This window comes from Pseudomonas sp. FSO-7, assembly GCF_059579345.1.
Genome location: NZ_CM184193.1, coordinates 5,678,427 through 5,696,183, shown reverse-complemented (window position 1 = coordinate 5,696,183; position 17,757 = coordinate 5,678,427). Strand labels below are relative to the sequence as shown.

Here is a 17,757-nt window from a genome sequence, read left to right as displayed (position 1 = left end):
GGTTTTGGATGGCATATGAAAGGACGTCATGTCGCGGACGAATGGGTTTCACGCGCCATTCTGCGTTGCCCTGGCGGGCCCTATCGCGAGCAAGCTCGCTCCCACATTTGGCCTGCGTACACATAACCCTGTGGGAGCGAGCTTGCTCGCGATGAAGCCAGTCCAGACACCAAAGAATCTCAATCGAGCATGAACAACGCATCATTGCTGAACTGCGCTTCGAACCGGTTGGCCGGCATCGGCCGGCCGAACAGGTAGCCCTGGACTTCGTCGCAGCCGTGCTCGCGCAAAAAGTCCAGTTGCTCATGAGTCTCGACGCCCTCGGCGATCACCGCCAGGTTGAGGCTGTGGGCCATGGCGATGATCGCCCGGGCGATCTGCGCATCCTGCTCGCCGGATGGCAGGCCGTCGACGAAGGTGCGGTCGATCTTCAGCACGTCGATGGGGAATTGCTTGAGGTAGTTGAGCGATGAATAACCGGTGCCGAAGTCATCAACGGCGATGCTCAGGCCCAGGTTCTTCAGCCCGGCCAGGATCTGCATCGCCTCGCTGACTTCGCGCATCAGGATACTTTCCGTCAGTTCCAACTCCAGGCAGGCCGGCGGCAGGCCGGTGCTGCGCAGGATATTGGCGATGCGCGTGCCCAATTGGCCATCGGAGAACTGCCGGGCGGAAATGTTGACCGAGACCTTTGGCACCCGGACCTTGGCCTGGTGCCAGGTTCGGAGTTGCCGGCAGGCTTCGGTGATGACCCAGTCGCCGACATCCACCACCAGCCCGAGTTCTTCGAGTACCGGGATGAAATCCCCCGGCGGCACCAACCCGCGGCGCGGATGGCGCCAGCGCAGCAGGGCCTCGGCGCCAGTCAAACGTTTGCCGTCGCCGCTGAACTGCGGTTGGTAATACAGCACGAACTCGTTCTGCTCCAAGGCGTGGCGCAAGTCGCTTTCCAGTTCCAGGCGCTCCAGGGCGCTGGCGTTCATGTCGGCCTGGTAGAACTGGAAGTTGTTCTTGCCACGTTCCTTGGCGTGGTACATGGCCGTGTCGGCGTTCTTCATCAACTGGCTCAGTTCGTTGCCGTCCTGGGGGCTCAGGGCGATGCCGATACTGGCGGTGACGAAAAACTCGCGGCCTTCGAGCACGAATGGCCGGACCAGGCTGGCGAGGATCTGCTCGGCCACGGTGATGGCCCGGTTCAGCGCCATTTCACGGCTGGCGCGTGGTTGCAGCAGCAGGGTGAATTCGTCGCCGCCCATGCGCGCCACGGTGTCGTCGTCGGCGACGCAGCCGAGCAGGCGCGTGGCCATTTCCTTGAGCATCCGGTCACCGGCGGCATGGCCCAGGGAGTCGTTGATCGGCTTGAAACGGTCCAGATCGAGGAACATCAGCACGACCCAGGTCTTCTGCCGCTCGGCCGATTGCAGCGCGGTGTGCAGGCGATCCTGGAACAGCGTGCGGTTGGGCAGGTGGGTCAGGGCGTCGTAATAGGCCAGGCGATGGATGCGCTGCTCGCTGGCCTTGCGTTCGCTGATGTCGCTGAAGAAGCACACATAGCTGGCCAGGTCGCCTTCGTCGTCCAGCACGGCGGTGATGCCGACCCAGGCCGGGTAGTGTTCGCCATTGCGGCGCTTGAGCCAGACCTCGCCTTCCCAGGTGCTGTGCTGCTGCAACTGCTTGAGCACGTAGCGCAAGTGGGCTTCCTGTTGCTCGTCCACGGTCAGCATGTTGGGCAACTGGTCCAGCACTTGCGACACGGCATAACCGCTGACGCGACTGAACGCTTCGTTGGCCTGGACAATGTAGCCGGCCGGGTCGGTGATCAGGATCGCCGAGGTCGAGTGCTCGAAGACCGTGGCGGCCATGCGCAGGTCTTTTTCGGCGCGCCGCTGTTGGCTGATGTCGCGGCCGACGCCGAGCACGCCTTCGAACGCACCATGTTCATCCCACACCAGCACCAGCCGCAGCTCGATGGGGATCTTGCGCCCGTCGGCACGCAGGCAGTCGAACAGGAACAGCTGGGTCTGCATCTGGTTGCGCAGCTCGGCCAGTTGATCAGGCTTGTCGAGGGCCTTGCTGACGCGGTCCATCAGGCTGTAGATGCCGGTCAGTTGTTGCGGATTGGCGATGATCGATTGCCAGCCGTTCTGGAAAATCCAATCGGCGGTGTAGCCCAGCACTGCTTGCACCGACGGGCTGACATAGTTGAGCGAAAGCTTGTTGTCGGTGGAGAAAATCACATCGCTGATGCTTTCGGCGAGCATCCGATAGCGTTGCTCGCTGTCGCGCAGCGATTCGCTGGCCTCGATCTGCTCGGTGACGTCCTTGGCCACGCCGATGATCCGGGTCACCTGGTCGTGCCGGTCCCGGGCCAGGGCTTGTTCGCGGATGTCGAAACAACGCCATTTGCCATTGCGATGACGAAAGCGCAGTTGGCATTGCAACAGCTGCGTGTACCCGCCCCGCCGTTGTTCCTGGCGCAGGTTGTGGTAGTGATCGGCGTCGTCGCTGTGCAGCAGGATTTCCCAGAAGTACTCGCCCATCTGGTGCAGTTCGGTGCGGTCGTAGCCCAGGGTCTGACCCAGGTGATGGTTGCTGAAGATCATCCGCTGGCTGATGACGTCCTGCACGTAGAGATGGTCCGGCACGGTGCGTACCACGTCGGACCAGAAACCTTCGCGCTCGAGCAGCGAGAGCTCGATCAGCTTGCGGCTGGTGATGTCGCTGATGCTCAGGATGACCGCGTTACAGTCTTGTTGTTTTTCCGGCAGGCGCAGCACCAGCCACAGGTGCTGATCGCGGCCATGGGCATCCTGGAGCTTGATTTCCAGTTCCAGTTGCTTGTGTTGGTCGAGCAACGCTTCGAGCAGTTTCGAGCCGACGGGGTTGTTGTCGGGCGTGCCCTTGCCGACCAGCAACTGCCAAGCCTGGGCACAGGAGTCGACGTTGAGTAGTTTCAACGCCATCTGGTTGACTTCGGTGACGTGAACTTCCTGGCGCAATTGTTCGAGTTGGTGAGGGGTTTGCAGCCAGGCGCGCAATTGATCGCCAGTGTGCAGGCCGGCCCGCTCAAAAAAGGCCTTGAGCCCCGACAGGTCCAGCACGCACAGGGCCACGCCGGTGCCTTCGAAAATATCCTGGTAACGTCGTCGACCTTCATGCAACTGCCGCTGGCGTCGGCGCATGTTCAAGAGCGCGATCACTGGCAGCAACGAAAATGCCAGGCCCAGCAGGCACTTGCCAATGAAGGCCGGCAGCAGTTGCTCGATCACCTGGCGACGGTCGAACAGCCCTCGCAGTTGCCAGTCGCTGCTGCTCAGGGGCACGGTCAGTACCGTGTTCTCCAGGTCATCCGGGGACAGATGGGTAGGGCTGCTCGAGGGCAGGCTCTCGTCGCGGCTGACGATCTGCTGGTTGAGACGGTTTTCCACCAGCCACAGCGGGCGCAGCCCCACATCGGCCTGCTTGGTCAGGGTGGCGAAAAAACTCGGGGTCAGGCGCAAGGCCCAATAGCCCCGGCTGCTGCCGCTGGCCTGATGCAACAATAGATGAACGACGGAGCCGTCTTCGGCATTGCTGAAGTAATGGGCCTGGGCCCGGCTGCGCCGCACCAGATCAGCCAGGTAATCGGCGTCGTGGCTGTCGGTGTCGCTGTCACTGAGCACTCGGCCGGAAGGGCTCAGCAGTGCCAGGCTGCGTAATTCGGGTAGCGACTGCTGGAGTTTGCGCACCAGGGCCTGCTGTTCGTCGGCACTTTGTGGTTGCTCGACGATTGGTAGCAGGTTGAGGGCGATTTGCGCGTTCAGCGCCATGTTCAGGCTGACCTGCGCGGCAAGATCGGCGGTGTAGTCGATGGTGTATTGGCGCTGTTGCTGTTGGGTTTCGCGCAGTTGGTCGAGCAGTTGCCAGAACAGCAAGCCGAGCAACAGCAGCACCAGGGTGGCCAGCGCGCCCTTCAGTGTCCCGCGCAGGGGCGAGCCGGGCACGACTGCGGGTGCGCGAGGGGACAGGGGCGGAGTGACGTTGGACAAGCTGTAATCCTGCGGTTTGCTGGACTGGCGCGACGTGCACTATAAGCCGGACGCCCGAAGGGCGGCTAGCATGCCTTGACTTGTGGCAAAGTGCCAGCCCCTGGCGGCTGGACCTTGACCGACGGTTGAGGTAGCTTTGCCGGTCAAACAAGAGCGTTCCAGCTCCAGATTCCCAGGCTCTATCCGCCCGCAGGCACTGATGACCGTCAAGTGCCGGCGCCGCGCATGGCCTGGCTCGTTCTTTTCACCTGTCACTGACGCTAGGTTCACCATGGCTCAATACGTCTTCACCATGCATCGGCTGAGCAAAGTTGTTCCGCCGAAGCGGGAAATCCTGAAAAACATTTCACTCTCGTTCTTCCCCGGCGCCAAGATCGGCGTGCTGGGCCTCAACGGCTCGGGTAAATCCACGCTGCTGAAAATCATGGCCGGCGTCGATAACGAATTCGACGGCGAAGCCCGTCCGATGCCGGACCTGAACATCGGCTACCTGCCCCAGGAGCCTCAGCTGGACCCGAGCAAGACCGTGCGTGAAGTGGTCGAGGAAGCGGTCAGCGTGATCAAGGACGCCCAGGCGCGCCTCGACGAAGTCTATGCCGCCTACGCCGATCCAGATGCCGACTTCGACAAGTTGGCCGCCGAACAGGCCAAGCTCGAAGCGATCCTGCAGGCCAGCGACGGCCACAACCTGGATCGCCAGCTGGAAGTCGCCGCCGATGCGCTGCGCCTGCCGGCCTGGGACGCGAAGGTCGAACACCTCTCGGGTGGCGAGAAGCGCCGCGTGGCCTTGTGCCGCCTGCTGCTGTCGGCCCCGGACATGTTGCTGCTCGACGAACCGACCAACCACTTGGACGCCGATTCCGTCGCCTGGCTCGAACACTTCCTGCACGACTTCCCAGGCACCGTGGTTGCGATCACGCACGACCGGTACTTCCTGGACAACGTCGCCGGCTGGATCCTGGAACTGGACCGCGGCGCAGGCATTCCGTACGAGGGCAACTATTCGGGCTGGCTGGAAGCCAAGTCCGATCGTCTGGCCCAGGAATCCAAGCAGCAGTCGGCCCATGAAAAAGCCATGAAGGAAGAACTGGAGTGGGTGCGCAAAGGCGCCAAGGCCCGCCAGTCCAAATCCAAGGCACGTCTGCAACGCTTCGAGGAAATGCAATCCCAGGAATTCCAGAAGCGCAGCGAAACCAACGAGATCTACATCCCGGCCGGTCCGCGCCTGGGTGACAAGGTCATCGAATTCAAGAACGTCACCAAGGGTTATGGCGACCGCGTGTTGATCGACAACCTGTCGTTCTCCATGCCCAAAGGCGCCATCGTCGGTGTGATCGGTGGTAACGGCGCGGGTAAATCCACCCTGTTCCGCATGCTGATGGGCAAGGAAACCCCGGATTCGGGTAGCATCGAAATCGGTGAAACCGTGCAACTGGCCTGCGTCGACCAGAGCCGCGAAGACCTGGACGGCAGCAAGACCGTGTTCCAGCAGATCTCCGACGGTTCCGACCAGATCCGCATCGGCAACTATGAAATCCCGTCGCGCACGTATGTCGGCCGCTTCAACTTCAAGGGCGGCGACCAGCAGAAGTTCGTCAAGGACCTGTCTGGTGGTGAACGCGGTCGCTTGCACCTGGCGTTGACCTTGAAGGAGGGCGGTAACGTCCTGCTGCTCGACGAACCGTCCAACGACCTCGACGTCGAAACCCTGCGTTCCCTGGAAGAAGCCTTGCTGGACTTCCCGGGCGCCGCCATTGTGATCTCCCACGATCGGTGGTTCCTCGACCGCGTGGCGACCCACATCCTGGCGTACGAAGACGACTCCCAAGCGGTGTTCTTCGAAGGCAACTACACCGAGTACGAAGCCGATCGCAAGAAACGCCTCGGCGAAGCGGCCGCCCAGCCGCATCGTGTACGGCACAAGAAGCTGGCCTGATTCGGTCGGTTGCATAAAAAACGGAGCCTTCGAAGGCTCCGTTTTTTTATGGGCGCAATTTCCCCTGTGGGAGCGAGCTTGCTCGCGATAGCGCTGGATCAGCTAGCAGAGATGCTGAATGTGAAGCCGTCTCGCGAGCAAGCTCGCTCCCCACAGTGACTGTTAGCCCACTTAAGCGGGCATCGCGAAATCGAGCGAGAGTATGTTGGGGATCGTTGGGTCGATCTCATACAGCAAGGCATAACCTGCGCCTGTAATGCCAGTCAGCAGGCTCACGTCGGGAACCCGGTCGCTATGGAGAAAGGGGCCCTCGAAAAACTGCCGGGTGACTTCGCCAAGGGCCTGTTTGACCCTGCTGATGCCCTCGGGATTATCGGCGTGCCGATACAAGTCATACAGGCAGATCAGATTGCCGAAATCGCCATGGCAAAGGTTGTAGCCATCGCCGAAGCCGTGGTGCCAGAGATTGTTCTCGCAGCGCTGGATGTCGTCGAGGACTGTCTGCCGGGTGGTGTCGTCCAAGGCATCTCCCATCGACTTCATGAGTTGTCGCCTGGCGATGAGGATGCCGCCGTCTCCATGACACCACTTGGTGGCATGGTCGACAGGGACCAGGTCTCTCAGGTCCAGCCAGAAACCTTCCCGGCTCAAGCGATTTTCACCCTCCAGTACCTGGATGGCCAAGGGCACCAAGGCCCTATCGCCGGTCACGTCGTAGGCTTTGCACAACGCATGGATGACGCCAGATAGACCATGGGACAGGCCCGTTAAAATGACGGAGCGATCATCGCGTCGCAGAAGCTGGCCTTCTTCGATCAGGACTTGGTCCTTTATGTAGTCGACCATGCGCCGAATGGCCGGCAGCACATCCGCTTGCGCGGATAACCCATGGATATTGGCCAGCAGCGTCACCGCACCACAACAACCGCCCAGGAAGTCGAAGTCGTAGCGTTCAGGGGGGACTTCAATCAGCTGGGTCAGCAGGCTGGCAATTTTCTCATCGTGTTTCGGATCGCCCGTGATTTGGCGACGATTGATGAGCAGATAGATGTATGCACCCAGCCCATGGTAAGCACTGACGGTCAGGTCGGCTTTGAAAAAGCCAAAATGTTGCTCCAGTGAGTCCAGGACCTGATCCAGGAGTGCCAGCATGTGCGGTTTGCCGCTCACCTTGAACAGGCTCAGGTAAAACAAGCCAACCCCGGCGACACCGGAGTACAACCCGTGATCCATTGGCGAGGGGTATTTCCTGTGAGTCGTGGGGTGCGTATGAAAAGCCAGCCAACTGACGTCCGTTGCCGTTCCCTTGACCGCAAGCGCTTCGAGGCGGGAACTGATGCGCAGTACTGCGTCGAGTCGATCCGTTTGGAGCGCTTCATTGGCGATGACATGTGATGGCGGCTGTCCATTGGACTCTGGGAACAGACACATTTCGAGTAACGTGAGTTGTAATGCCCTGTCGGCGGTAGACAGGTTGGCTATTTTTTGTAGGCAGCTTTTTATCGGCGGTTGTACTGGCGTCATGTCTATTGTTTCACCTTGTGCGCTCATCAAAGCGTTGGCGTTGAGCGGCATGGTGAAACACGGAATGCTGGATCTTTGCAGGTCGGCTATCTCATAGCGCGGGATACCCTTTGTTCGATAGGGCTCCTTCAAGTCTCTCCACAGCGTTGCCAGCAGAAGCTCCCGGTCCAACATGTTTTTCATGAAGCGTGGATGGCGGCTCAGCCCGATAAAGTCAGCATAACGTTGAGAGTTCTTGAGCAATACACGGGTTGATAATTCGCCTGCGGATTGCTCAAGCATCTGCATAATCGTGTGCCGATGCGTCATCAATTCGCCATAAGCGTATTCAAAGCCGAGGATAAGTTCGGCTTTAAACGTTTCATGTCCCTGGCGTTCGCCCTGCAAAAGCGGCAAGTGTTTTTGCACCAGAAGGTGTTCGAACTCGACTTTGCGTAAATGGTAAAAGCCATTTTCGAAAACCAGGGCGTGACGGGTGGAGATGAATAGCGCTTGCCGAGTCAGCCCGCTCTGGTCGTTATTGGATTTTTGTGAAAAGGGCACAAAACCGCTGGAACATACCGACTGCTGGATCAATTTAAAGGTATTGGACAGTGCACTGTTGGCAGGCAGGTCGAGTAGCAGTTCACTGGTGGACGCGGTGAACAAGCACTCCAGGTCAATCATGACCGGGCTGTTGCCACACGCGATGATGTTCTCGTAATGGAAGTCGATACCGTTGAGTGCATGAATGACGGCGATTTGTGCGCCCATTTTTTTATAGAACAGCGCCACGTCCGCTGCGCTGGCACAAGGCGTGTTGTCGATCTTTTCTATCCAGCTGTGTCGTTCACGGCTGAGAATTCTAGGCGCGTGGATGGCAAAACAATCAGCGCCTGTCCACTCGCGTAATTGTCCAAGCAGCTGATTGAAAAAAAGTGCTTCGCGGCTTGCTCTTGGCTTGTAGATCAATGAAGTTGTGCAGACCTTGACCTGGCAGACCGTTTCGCCGCGACCGTGGGGGTCACCCAGGCCGAACTCGATCGCATTGATTTTCCGAGACGGGATCGAGAATTCCGCTTCCAGGGCTTCAACATCGTCGGCAAAGTCGAAAATGACCGCATAAAGATAATTGAGGGTGTCCTCCAGCAAATCCAGCAGCAGTGTCGCCAGCACGGGATAGGATTCGAAAAAATTCAGCAACGGCAATGTGCGCAGGTGTTCGTTGAATCCGCCCAGATCAATGTCGTCGCCGTCGGCAATTCGCGTATTCAGGTAATGGACCAGGCTTTGTTCCGATGTGCGTCCGACTCGTGCCAGGACATAGTGCTCAAGGCTTGCCAGCAGGGCAGGTTCATCCATGTGCAGTGACGCTCTGGCGTAGCGCCCATCCGCCTTGAACATGTCGATGAAATAAAGATAAAAACGGTAGCCAAACCAATAAAAATTGTCTTTGCCGCTCAAGGCCTCTGTGTCGACGTGAAGGCTGTCAAGCCGAGTGAGCTTGTTCTTCAGGGCCATCAAGGCGGTTTCGCCGTCGACGGGCAGGCGCGGGTGGTTGATGGGGCCCTTGGCATACGACGCCAGTTGGTCCCGGTTCAATCCGAAATGATCCAGCAAGGCTTGATCATCAACATGCAGACGGGTCAGGTTGTTTTCAAAAAGGGCGATGTCGCCGTCGGAAGAGAATCTGTACCGGCCTCGCTGATTCAACTGCAAAGCGTTAACAAGCATGCCATTGCTCCTGACATGGATAGAGCAGGCGTTGCCTGCTCTATGGTTATAGGTGTTGCCTGTTTTGATCAGTCGAAGGGCTTAACACCCCAGTGTCGAGCATTCAACATTGGTGCACGTTCCAAAGGTGTTGCATTCCATTGTCGTTGCCAGGATCGATCCCATATTATCGGCGGGGGCTTGATAAGCGTCGAATTCGCCATAGAAGTCGCCGGACATGTTCATGATCTGTTCGCTCATAGTGTTTTCCTCATCAGTTATAAAACACCACGTACAGCGATTGGGTGCGAGTAAACGCACCCGAACTGTAGGGTGTGGATGATGTTGTTTTATAGGTGGGGTTAGGGGGTATCAAGGACCTGTTGTGCAGGTCTACTTTGCTGGGAAAGGGTTTAGCATAAGAGGGCGGTACAGTTTATGGTGCCGCACTCGACAATGGTCAGTGCTGCTGACTCGAAGCCGAGGTCAGTTACCTGTTGGTAGGATTTGAAATCGTTGTCGAAGTCACCTGACATTGCCAGTAGTTGCTCGCTCATGAGTGCATCTCCTTTTTGTTTTTACAGTGCACCGATTGCGGTGCGGGAAAAACAGTAGCATGGTCCTGATTTAACGCAAACTTGCTGTTATGACCTCATGTTGCGGTTACATATAGCTACAGGCAAGTAATAGAATGTTGTCGGGACTTGATGTTAGAGGCTGTAATCATGTTTAAAGAAACTGGCAACATCATTGGAGGTCTATCGCCACGACCTCGATGGCGAGATCGCCCAGTGGTCGCTTCCATGTCACTTCATCCCCAACCTTCGCCCCCAACAACGCCCGCCCCAGCGGCGAACCCCAGTTGATCAAGCCACTGGCCGCATCGGCCTGGTCTTCACCCACCAATTGCACCCGTTGCTCGTGATCCTGTTCATCGACAAAGGTCACCCAATGCCCGACCCGTACTTGATCGGACGACGTCGGTGCAACGACCTGGGCACTTTGCAGGCGCTGCTTGAAATAGCGCAAATCCCGTTCAAGGTCGGCGATCCGTTGTTTGTCCGCCAGCTCCCCACGCGTCGCCTGCTGGCTGTGCAAGGCTTGCAACTCGGCGACCCGGGCCTGGAGCTGGGTAAGCCCGGTGGGCGTGACGTAATTGGGTTGCGCGCTGACCTGGCGTTCGACCGGCTGGTCGGCCTGGGCAGCGGCGTTGTCTTCGTTGACGAAAGCGCGGCTCATGGTGTTCTCCTCTATTGGAGTTTGGGCCATGGTCGCAAGGTTTTGGTTTCGACGAATATCTGTATGCGACTCACGGCGAGCGATAAGCCCGGGCGGCGTCCTGGTCCTTCTGTTGCTGCCAGGCCCGTTCACGTTCGTCCCAATGGCGTTCGCGGTAGGCGTTACGCTCTTCACTCTCGCGCATGGCCTGGCACTGCCGGAAGCCATCGCTCCAGCCCTCGGCATAGCGCGGATCCTTGAGGTAACGCGGCACGTCTTTCCTGAATTGGCCGGTGATCACCCCGGCCGCTTGCCGGCCACTGCTGCAGCCGTCGTCGTAACCGTCGGCGAACGCCGGTGGGTAACCCCGGGCGATCAAGTCCTCGTGGGTTGTTTCACAGCCACCGAGCAACATCAACACACCCAGTACCATCGCCGCGCGCTTCATTTCCGTTTTCCTGCCGAATCCCGCCTACAAGAAGTCTAGAAGTGGATTCGTCAGAAAGGCGTGAAAGCGCGGTGATCAATCCGTTGGTGACGCAGGCCGTCAGTAGTGATACCACTTCACCTCGAGCATCACCTCGTTCTCCGGCGAGGCCAATTGGCTGAATTCCCGCTGGGCACTCAGGCGCAAGCCAAGGTTGCGGGACAATTCCCATTGTTGATTCAAGCTCAGGCTACGACGCACTTCGCCGTTGACGAAATAATCGCCCTTGGCTTCCAGGCTCAGGTTGCCCAGCGGGTTTTTCCACAGCACGCCGCTGTTGAAGCCGGCGGCCGGGGCGATGAACTGGGCGAAATCGTTGTTGTGCTCGACCCGCACCGTGCCCAGGGCAAAGCCCAGCACATCCTCACCCAGCGCCCAGGTGCCACCGGCACCGCCGTTGACGTGGCTGACCAAGGTTTCATCGTCGTGTTTGCCCGGCACCCGCTCCAGACCGCCGGTGACCTGCCAGGACAACGGTTGCAGCAGCTCGTTGCGTGGGGTCAGGGAGCGAATGGTCGCCAGGTCCAGTTGCTGCACCTGCCAGTCATTGCCTTCGTACTGGCGCAGTTTCAATTGCAGGATTTCGATCTGTGCCCCCAGCGGGAAACTTTCGGCGTTGTCGTTGAGGTCGTGATAGGCCATGCGCAAGCCATACTCGCCGAACGCCCGGTCGCCCCGGGTGCCGAGGCCGGCTTGCCAGGTACGCGATTGGTGACCGTCCTCGGGCAGGCCCGGTTGCGGGATGTCGAGTTCCGGCGCGGGGTTCTGGTTGATCGCCCGCAACAGCTCGAAGCTGCGCTGGGCTCGTTGTGGATCGCGTTCCTGGCCGTTGGCGCGATAGCGCTCCAGGCGATACGCCGCGTCGATGATCAGCGCCTGGCGTGCGCGTGGCAGCGCCTTGAAGGCCGTTGCTTGCAGTTGCTGCTGATCGGCGCTGACGCTCAGTACCCATTGCTGTTCATCATCGCTGAGCGGTTCGGCGCGGCTGAGCAGTTCTCGCTCCCGGGACGGTCGATACTGGATGCTTTCCACCAGGCCGGCTTCTTTCACCGCCTTGACGGTGTCGGTGGGAATCGCCGTCAGCGGGAATTGTTCGGTCAGGCGCAGGCTGGGGCGGGCCACTTGCAGCAATTCGAGCAGGCGATAGGAGCAGTTTTCGTCGAAGAAGAAATAGTCGAACTGGATCTGCTTGAGTTCCCACACATGCTCGACCATGCGCGCGGTTTCCGCCTGACTCAGGTTGAGGCGGTATTCCCACAGGTCGCGGTTCTCCAGGCTACGGTACTCGGAGAGTTTTTCCTGGTACGGCACCAGGGCGAACAGGCCGGGATAGCCACCCATCAGGCCCTTCCAGGCATAGAGGATGCTGTTGTCCGAGCCTTCGATGTAGGCGCCGAAATTGATCGCGTAGCTGAGCAGGGCAGTCTTGTCGCTTTGTACATCGGCCTGGTCGATACGCAACAGGGTATGGCCGAACATCGAGGACGGGCTGTTGAGGTACGCGGCGGGGAAAATCATCACCGCGCTGTGGGGCGAGACGTCCTTGAACCACTGGGTGAAGTCGCTGCAATTGACCGCCGGCAGGTCTGTCAGGTTGAGCTGCGCCTTCAGCCAGCGGGTGCGTGCCGGATACACGCACTGGGCATGCTGCTGGCCGGTGCTGGCCGGGCCATACAAGGCTTGCAGCGTGGCGGTCAGTTCATGGTCAGGATGTTCGTTGCCGTCGGGGGCGAGGAAGAATTTCTTGTCGCTGATATAGCTGCGCCAGCCACCCAGCTTGGCGGTTTCGTAGTGGCCCAGGGAGATCCAGAAGCGGTCATTGGCCAGTTGCTGCAAACGTTGAGGGTCGATATGAGGCGCGGCGGACAGCGGGGCGCACACACAGAGCGCCAGCCAGGCAAGGCGTTTGAGCATAGTCGGCTACTTGGAAAGTCGAAAAAATAAAGACCGAAGGGGCCCCAAAAAGAAAACCCGCTCCCCGAGAGGAGCGAGTGCTGTCGAGCTTAAGCTTGAGTCGCGTACTTGGCCAGGCGAGGGTCGTTTTTCAGCACGGCCAGGGTGTTGGTATGCACATCTTCCGCCGTCACGTCAGCCTTGCTGAAGATCTGTTGGAAGTGCTCGTGGGTAACGGCGGAGAAGTGTGCGCGATCTTCCGGCGCTACGCCCAGTACCACGGCATAGGTGGTCAGCGCTTCGCCCTGACCCTTGGCCATGTCTTCGGACAGCTCGTTCATCATGCCATTCATGGCCAGCCAGGACTTGCCGCCGTAGGTCAGTGCCGCGTTGGTCGAGCACCCGTTGGTGCCGGAGGTCATGCCGAAGGTCGCGTTACCGGAAGTGCCGTTGGTGGTGGATGCCAGGAAGTGTGCCGGAGTGCCACGCTGACCTTCGAACAGCATGTTGCCCCAGCCGCAATCCGGGCCGCCCGGCGCCTGAGCCATGGCGTTGAGGGATACAGCGGTGAAGAGAGTACCGAGAAGAATCCGTTTCATAGCTATGTTCTCTTTATGTGCATACCAATGGACAGGGTCTGGCCCCTACAGCTGCCAGTGGGCCGGTTATTGTTCCAGCCGCGCAATTTGGAGTTTAGGCACGATCCGAGGGTTCCGTGATATTTTGCAAAAACATTACGGGGGATCGCCTGTTTACGGGGTCCCATCCGGGGTTTTCCCATTGACTATGCTTTGGTCAGAGGCGCTCCTTGCCAGTCAGGTACAGGCAGCGCCAGAATGCCGCTATCTGCCCCGCCTGATGTAAGGAAGCCCGATGCCTGATCCTGTTGCTGCCAGCTTGCGTCTAGCGCCCGAAGCGCTGACCCGTCCGTTTTCCGCTGAACAGTTCAGCTTCTCTACCACCAATGATCTGGAGCCCTTCCGCGGTGTGCTTGGCCAGGAACGTGCGGTCGAAGCCTTGCAGTTCGGCGTGGCCATGCCGCGCCCCGGTTACAACGTATTCGTCATGGGCGAGCCCGGCACCGGCCGGTTTTCGTTCGTCAAACGCTACCTCAAGGCCGAAGGCAAGCGCCTGCAGACCCCGGCGGACTGGGTCTACGTCAACAATTTCGATGAACCCCGCGAACCCCGTGCCCTGGAGCTGCCGTCCGGCACGGCCGGTGCGTTCATCGGTGACATCAACGGTTTGATCGACAACCTGCTGGCGACCTTCCCGGCGGTGTTCGAGCACCCGTCCTACCAGCAGAAAAAAAGCGCCATCGACCGCGCCTTCAACCAGCGCTACGACCGGGCCCTGGATGTGATCGAGCGCCTGGCGCTGGAGAAGGATGTCGCGTTGTACCGTGACAGCAGCAACATCGCCTTCACGCCAATGAGCGAAGGCAAGGCCCTGGACGAGGCGGAATTCGCCCAGTTGCCGGAAGCCGAGCGCGAGCGTTTCCACGAGGACATCTCCGGCCTGGAGGAGCGCTTGAACGAAGAGCTCGCCAGCCTGCCGCAATGGAAGCGCGAGTCCAGCAATCAGTTGCGCCAGCTCAACGAAGAAACCATCACCCTGGCCCTGCAACCGTTGCTGGCGCCGCTGTCGGAAAAGTACGCGGAGAACGCCGCGGTCTGCGGCTATCTGCAGGCCATGCAGGTCTATCTGCTCAAGACCGTGGTCGAGCAACTGGTGGACGACAGCAAGACCGACGCCATCGCCCGCAAACTGCTGGAAGAGCAGTACGCGCCGAGCCTGGTGGTCGGGCATCCGTCCAGCGGTGGCGCGCCGGTGGTGTTCGAGCCGCACCCGACCTACGACAACCTGTTCGGCCGGATTGAATACAGCACCGACCAGGGCGCGCTCTACACCACGTACCGACAGCTGCGTCCGGGGGCCTTGCACCGGGCCAATGGCGGCTTCCTGATCCTTGAAGCGGAAAAAATGCTCGGCGAACCGTTCGTATGGGATGCGCTCAAGCGCGCCCTGCAATCGCGCAAGCTGAAGATGGAATCGCCCCTGGGTGAGCTGGGACGACTGGCCACGGTGACCCTGACGCCGCAACACATCCCGTTGCAGGTCAAGGTCGTGATCATCGGCGCCCGCCAGCTCTATTACGCCTTGCAGGACCTGGACCCGGACTTCCAGGAAATGTTTCGCGTGCTGGTGGATTTCGATGAAGACATCCCGATGGGTGACGAGAGCCTGGAGCAGTTCGCCCAGTTGCTCAAGACCCGCACTTCGGAAGAAGGCATGGCGCCGCTGACCGCCGACGCGGTGGCGCGCCTGGCGACCTACAGCGCCCGGCTGGCCGAACACCAGGGACGCTTGTCGGCGCGTATCGGTGACCTGTTCCAACTGGTCAGCGAGGCGGATTTCATTCGCCAGTTGGCCGGTGACGAGATGACCGACGCCGGCCACATCGAACGTGCCCTCAAGGCCAAGGCCACCCGCACCGGGCGTGTCTCGGCGCGAATCCTCGACGACATGCTGGCGGGCATTATCCTGATCGACACCGACGGCGCCGCCGTGGGCAAGTGTAACGGCTTGACCGTGCTGGAAGTGGGCGACTCGGCGTTTGGCGTGCCGGCGCGGATTTCCGCCACGGTGTATCCGGGCGGCAGTGGCATCGTCGACATCGAGCGGGAGGTCAACCTTGGCCAACCGATCCACTCCAAGGGCGTGATGATCCTCACCGGTTACCTGGGCAGCCGTTATGCCCAGGAGTTCCCGCTGGCGATCTCGGCCAGCATCGCCCTGGAGCAATCCTACGGTTACGTGGACGGCGACAGTGCGTCCCTGGGCGAGGCGTGTACGCTGATCTCGGCCCTGTCGAAGACGCCGTTGAAGCAGTGCTTCGCCATCACCGGCTCGATCAACCAGTTCGGCGAAGTGCAGGCGGTGGGTGGGGTCAACGAGAAGATCGAAGGCTTCTTCCGCCTCTGCGAAGCCCGTGGGTTGACCGGTGAGCAGGGGGCGATCATTCCCCAGGCCAACGTCGCGACCCTGATGCTCGACGAGAAAGTGCTGGCCGCCGTGCGCGCCGGGCAATTCCACGTTTATGCGGTGCGTCAGGCCGACGAAGCCCTGAGCCTGCTGGTGGGCGAGCCTGCCGGCGAGCCGGATGAAAACGGCGAGTTCCCGGAGGGCAGCGTCAACGCCCGGGTGGTGGAGCGGCTGCGGGTGATCGCGGAGATGATCAGCGAAGACGACATCAAGGAAGCGGAAAAGGAACTGGCGCAGCAGGCCTTGGCGGAGGCCAAGCCGGCTTGATGTTTTCCTGACCGCCGCAAGACCTCGCTTCCACCATTGGATTGGCGGCGAAGTGCGGGTCATTGTGGCGAGGGAGCTTGCTCCCGCTGGGCTGCGAAGCGGCCCCAATTGGATTGCCGCGATCATTCAGATGGATCGCGTCAGCCAGTTTTTACGACGGCTGCGCCGCCGAGCGGGAGCAAGCTCCCTCGCCACACGGGTTGTGTGTGAGCGCCAGAAACCTGTGGGAGCGAGCTTGCTCGCGATAGCGGAATTTCAGTCACGGTATCTCGACTGTCACACCGCCATCGCGAGCAAGCTCGCTCCCACACTGTTTTGTGGATGAGTTCTCAAAAGTGCCGCCACTTTGGCGTCAATATTCACACTATGACCGCTCAGCGTATTCTGGTCTCGAAAACCCGTGGGCCCGGAACTTTTCTTCTATCCTCAGCTCAAGGATAACGAGAGTCATCATTGGATCGAAACAGCCTCCTCCCGAGACTGAATACCGGATCTACCGAGGGGCGCCGCCATGTCGCGCAACCTTTGCCTCACTCGTCAATGCCTGGGCCTTGTCACCCGTATCGAATGCGCCATTCGTCCCCTGGCGGGAGATACCGGTATGTGGACCTTGCTCTTCGCCGCCGGAATGGCTGGCGAACAACCCTCTGCCATCAAGGCGCAAGGGCCATTTCCCGGCCCGACTGCCGCCGAATCCATCCTCGATACCATTGTGCAAAGCCTGACCTTGCACGGCTATGAGCTGGCCGACGACCCGCAGATCTGGTCCTTGCACATGCAGGCCCAGCTGCGTGAAATCAATGGAGGCCGTTGCCGCAATGTCGGCGGCTTCGAGTTTCGTCCGCTGCATTGACGGCTATCGCCGCACGGACACTCGCAGAAAAATTTTGACACAAGAGCAGGGACCAGGGATGGCCCCGGCATTTGTGGGGCAGGTCGTGGCTGATATACTCGCCGCGATTTTTCAGCCCAGGTGTGAGACTCAATGGAACGCTTTATCGAAAATGCAATGTACGCCTCCCGTTGGTTGCTGGCGCCGATCTACTTCGGGCTGTCCCTGGGCCTGCTGGCCCTGGCGCTGAAATTCTTCCAGGAAGTCTTTCACATCATCCCCAATGTATTCGCCATGGCCGAGTCCGAGCTGATTCTGGTGCTGCTGTCGCTGATCGACATGGCGCTGGTGGGCGGCCTGCTGGTGATGGTGATGATTTCCGGCTACGAGAACTTCGTGTCGCAACTGGACATCGACTCCGACAAGGAAAAGCTCAACTGGCTGGGCACCATGGACTCTTCATCGCTGAAGATGAAAGTCGCCGCCTCGATCGTGGCCATTTCTTCCATCCACCTGCTGCGCATCTTCATGGACGCCAAGAACGTCGATCCCGAGCACCTGATGTGGTATGTGATCATCCACATGACCTTCGTGGTCTCGGCCTTCGCCATGGGTTACCTGGACAAACTGACCAAGCACTGAGGTCCGTTCACCGCGCTGACGCAACGCCCGCCTGGCGAACTGCAGGCGGGCGTTGCCGTTTCTGGCGGGTTGCTTTGACGTGAGGGCTCGTCACCCGCCGTGGCATCTGTGCTAGTCTGCTCGCCCTTTTGGTTCCGGGCGCTCCGGGAGGCGCTGTGGCACACACGGCAACTCTCGAGCCGTCCGCACAGCG

12 protein-coding genes are annotated in these 17,757 nt (G+C 59.8%); 4 read left to right on the top strand and 8 right to left on the bottom strand.

What is annotated here, in order from left to right; translation table 11 throughout:
- Positions 1-179: 179 nt before the first annotated feature.
- A complete protein-coding gene (locus tag AC515T_RS24950; RefSeq protein ID WP_496530397.1) occupies positions 180-4,028 on the bottom strand; it encodes a sensor domain-containing protein in 3,849 nt (1,282 codons plus the stop codon).
- A 271-nt stretch (positions 4,029-4,299) separates the two neighbouring features.
- Between AC515T_RS24950 and ettA the strand changes: the two genes are divergently transcribed.
- Positions 4,300-5,964, top strand: coding sequence for an energy-dependent translational throttle protein EttA (gene ettA, locus AC515T_RS24945; protein WP_018601028.1), 1,665 nt, complete (start codon positions 4,300-4,302; stop codon positions 5,962-5,964).
- A gap of 171 nt (positions 5,965-6,135) precedes the next feature.
- Here ettA and lanM read toward each other — a convergent pair whose 3' ends face one another.
- From lanM to AC515T_RS24910, 7 genes are all read right to left on the bottom strand, one after another.
- The gene (gene lanM / locus AC515T_RS24940) at positions 6,136-9,201 is read right to left on the bottom strand and encodes a type 2 lanthipeptide synthetase LanM (RefSeq protein ID WP_496530396.1); all 3,066 of its coding nucleotides are present in this window, start codon (positions 9,199-9,201) and stop codon (positions 6,136-6,138) included.
- Positions 9,202-9,282: 81 nt separating this feature from the next.
- Positions 9,283-9,441, bottom strand: a complete 159-nt coding sequence (locus AC515T_RS24935; RefSeq protein ID WP_496530395.1) for a hypothetical protein — start codon at positions 9,439-9,441, stop codon at positions 9,283-9,285.
- A gap of 152 nt (positions 9,442-9,593) precedes the next feature.
- Positions 9,594-9,737, bottom strand: a complete 144-nt coding sequence (locus tag AC515T_RS24930; protein WP_496530394.1) for a hypothetical protein — start codon at positions 9,735-9,737, stop codon at positions 9,594-9,596.
- Positions 9,738-9,927: 190 nt separating this feature from the next.
- On the bottom strand, positions 9,928-10,419 hold the full coding sequence (locus AC515T_RS24925) for a GreA/GreB family elongation factor (protein ID WP_496530393.1): 492 nt from the start codon (positions 10,417-10,419) through the stop codon (positions 9,928-9,930).
- Positions 10,420-10,489: 70 nt separating this feature from the next.
- Positions 10,490-10,846: a hypothetical protein gene (locus AC515T_RS24920; protein ID WP_496530392.1), complete on the bottom strand. Its 357-nt coding sequence runs from the start codon at positions 10,844-10,846 to the stop codon at positions 10,490-10,492.
- A 99-nt stretch (positions 10,847-10,945) separates the two neighbouring features.
- Entirely contained in the window at positions 10,946-12,799 is a 1,854-nt protein-coding gene (locus AC515T_RS24915; protein WP_496530391.1) for an Lnb N-terminal periplasmic domain-containing protein, read from the bottom strand.
- Between the two features lie 89 nt (positions 12,800-12,888).
- Positions 12,889-13,377, bottom strand: coding sequence for a DUF3015 domain-containing protein (locus tag AC515T_RS24910; RefSeq protein ID WP_024780764.1), 489 nt, complete (start codon positions 13,375-13,377; stop codon positions 12,889-12,891).
- Positions 13,378-13,651: 274 nt separating this feature from the next.
- On the opposite strand from AC515T_RS24910, the gene AC515T_RS24905 reads away from it, so the two are divergent.
- The 3 genes from AC515T_RS24905 to AC515T_RS24895 all read left to right on the top strand — a co-directional run bounded on the left by AC515T_RS24905 (position 13,652) and on the right by AC515T_RS24895 (position 17,564).
- Positions 13,652-16,090, top strand: a complete 2,439-nt coding sequence (locus tag AC515T_RS24905) for a Lon protease family protein (protein WP_496530390.1) — start codon at positions 13,652-13,654, stop codon at positions 16,088-16,090.
- A gap of 511 nt (positions 16,091-16,601) precedes the next feature.
- Complete coding sequence (locus AC515T_RS24900; RefSeq protein WP_013694243.1) at positions 16,602-16,943, top strand: PA4575 family protein; 342 nt, start codon at positions 16,602-16,604, stop codon at positions 16,941-16,943.
- 132 nt (positions 16,944-17,075) lie between these two features.
- Entirely contained in the window at positions 17,076-17,564 is a 489-nt protein-coding gene (locus AC515T_RS24895; RefSeq protein WP_047230159.1) for a TIGR00645 family protein, read from the top strand.
- Positions 17,565-17,757 lie beyond the last annotated feature (193 nt).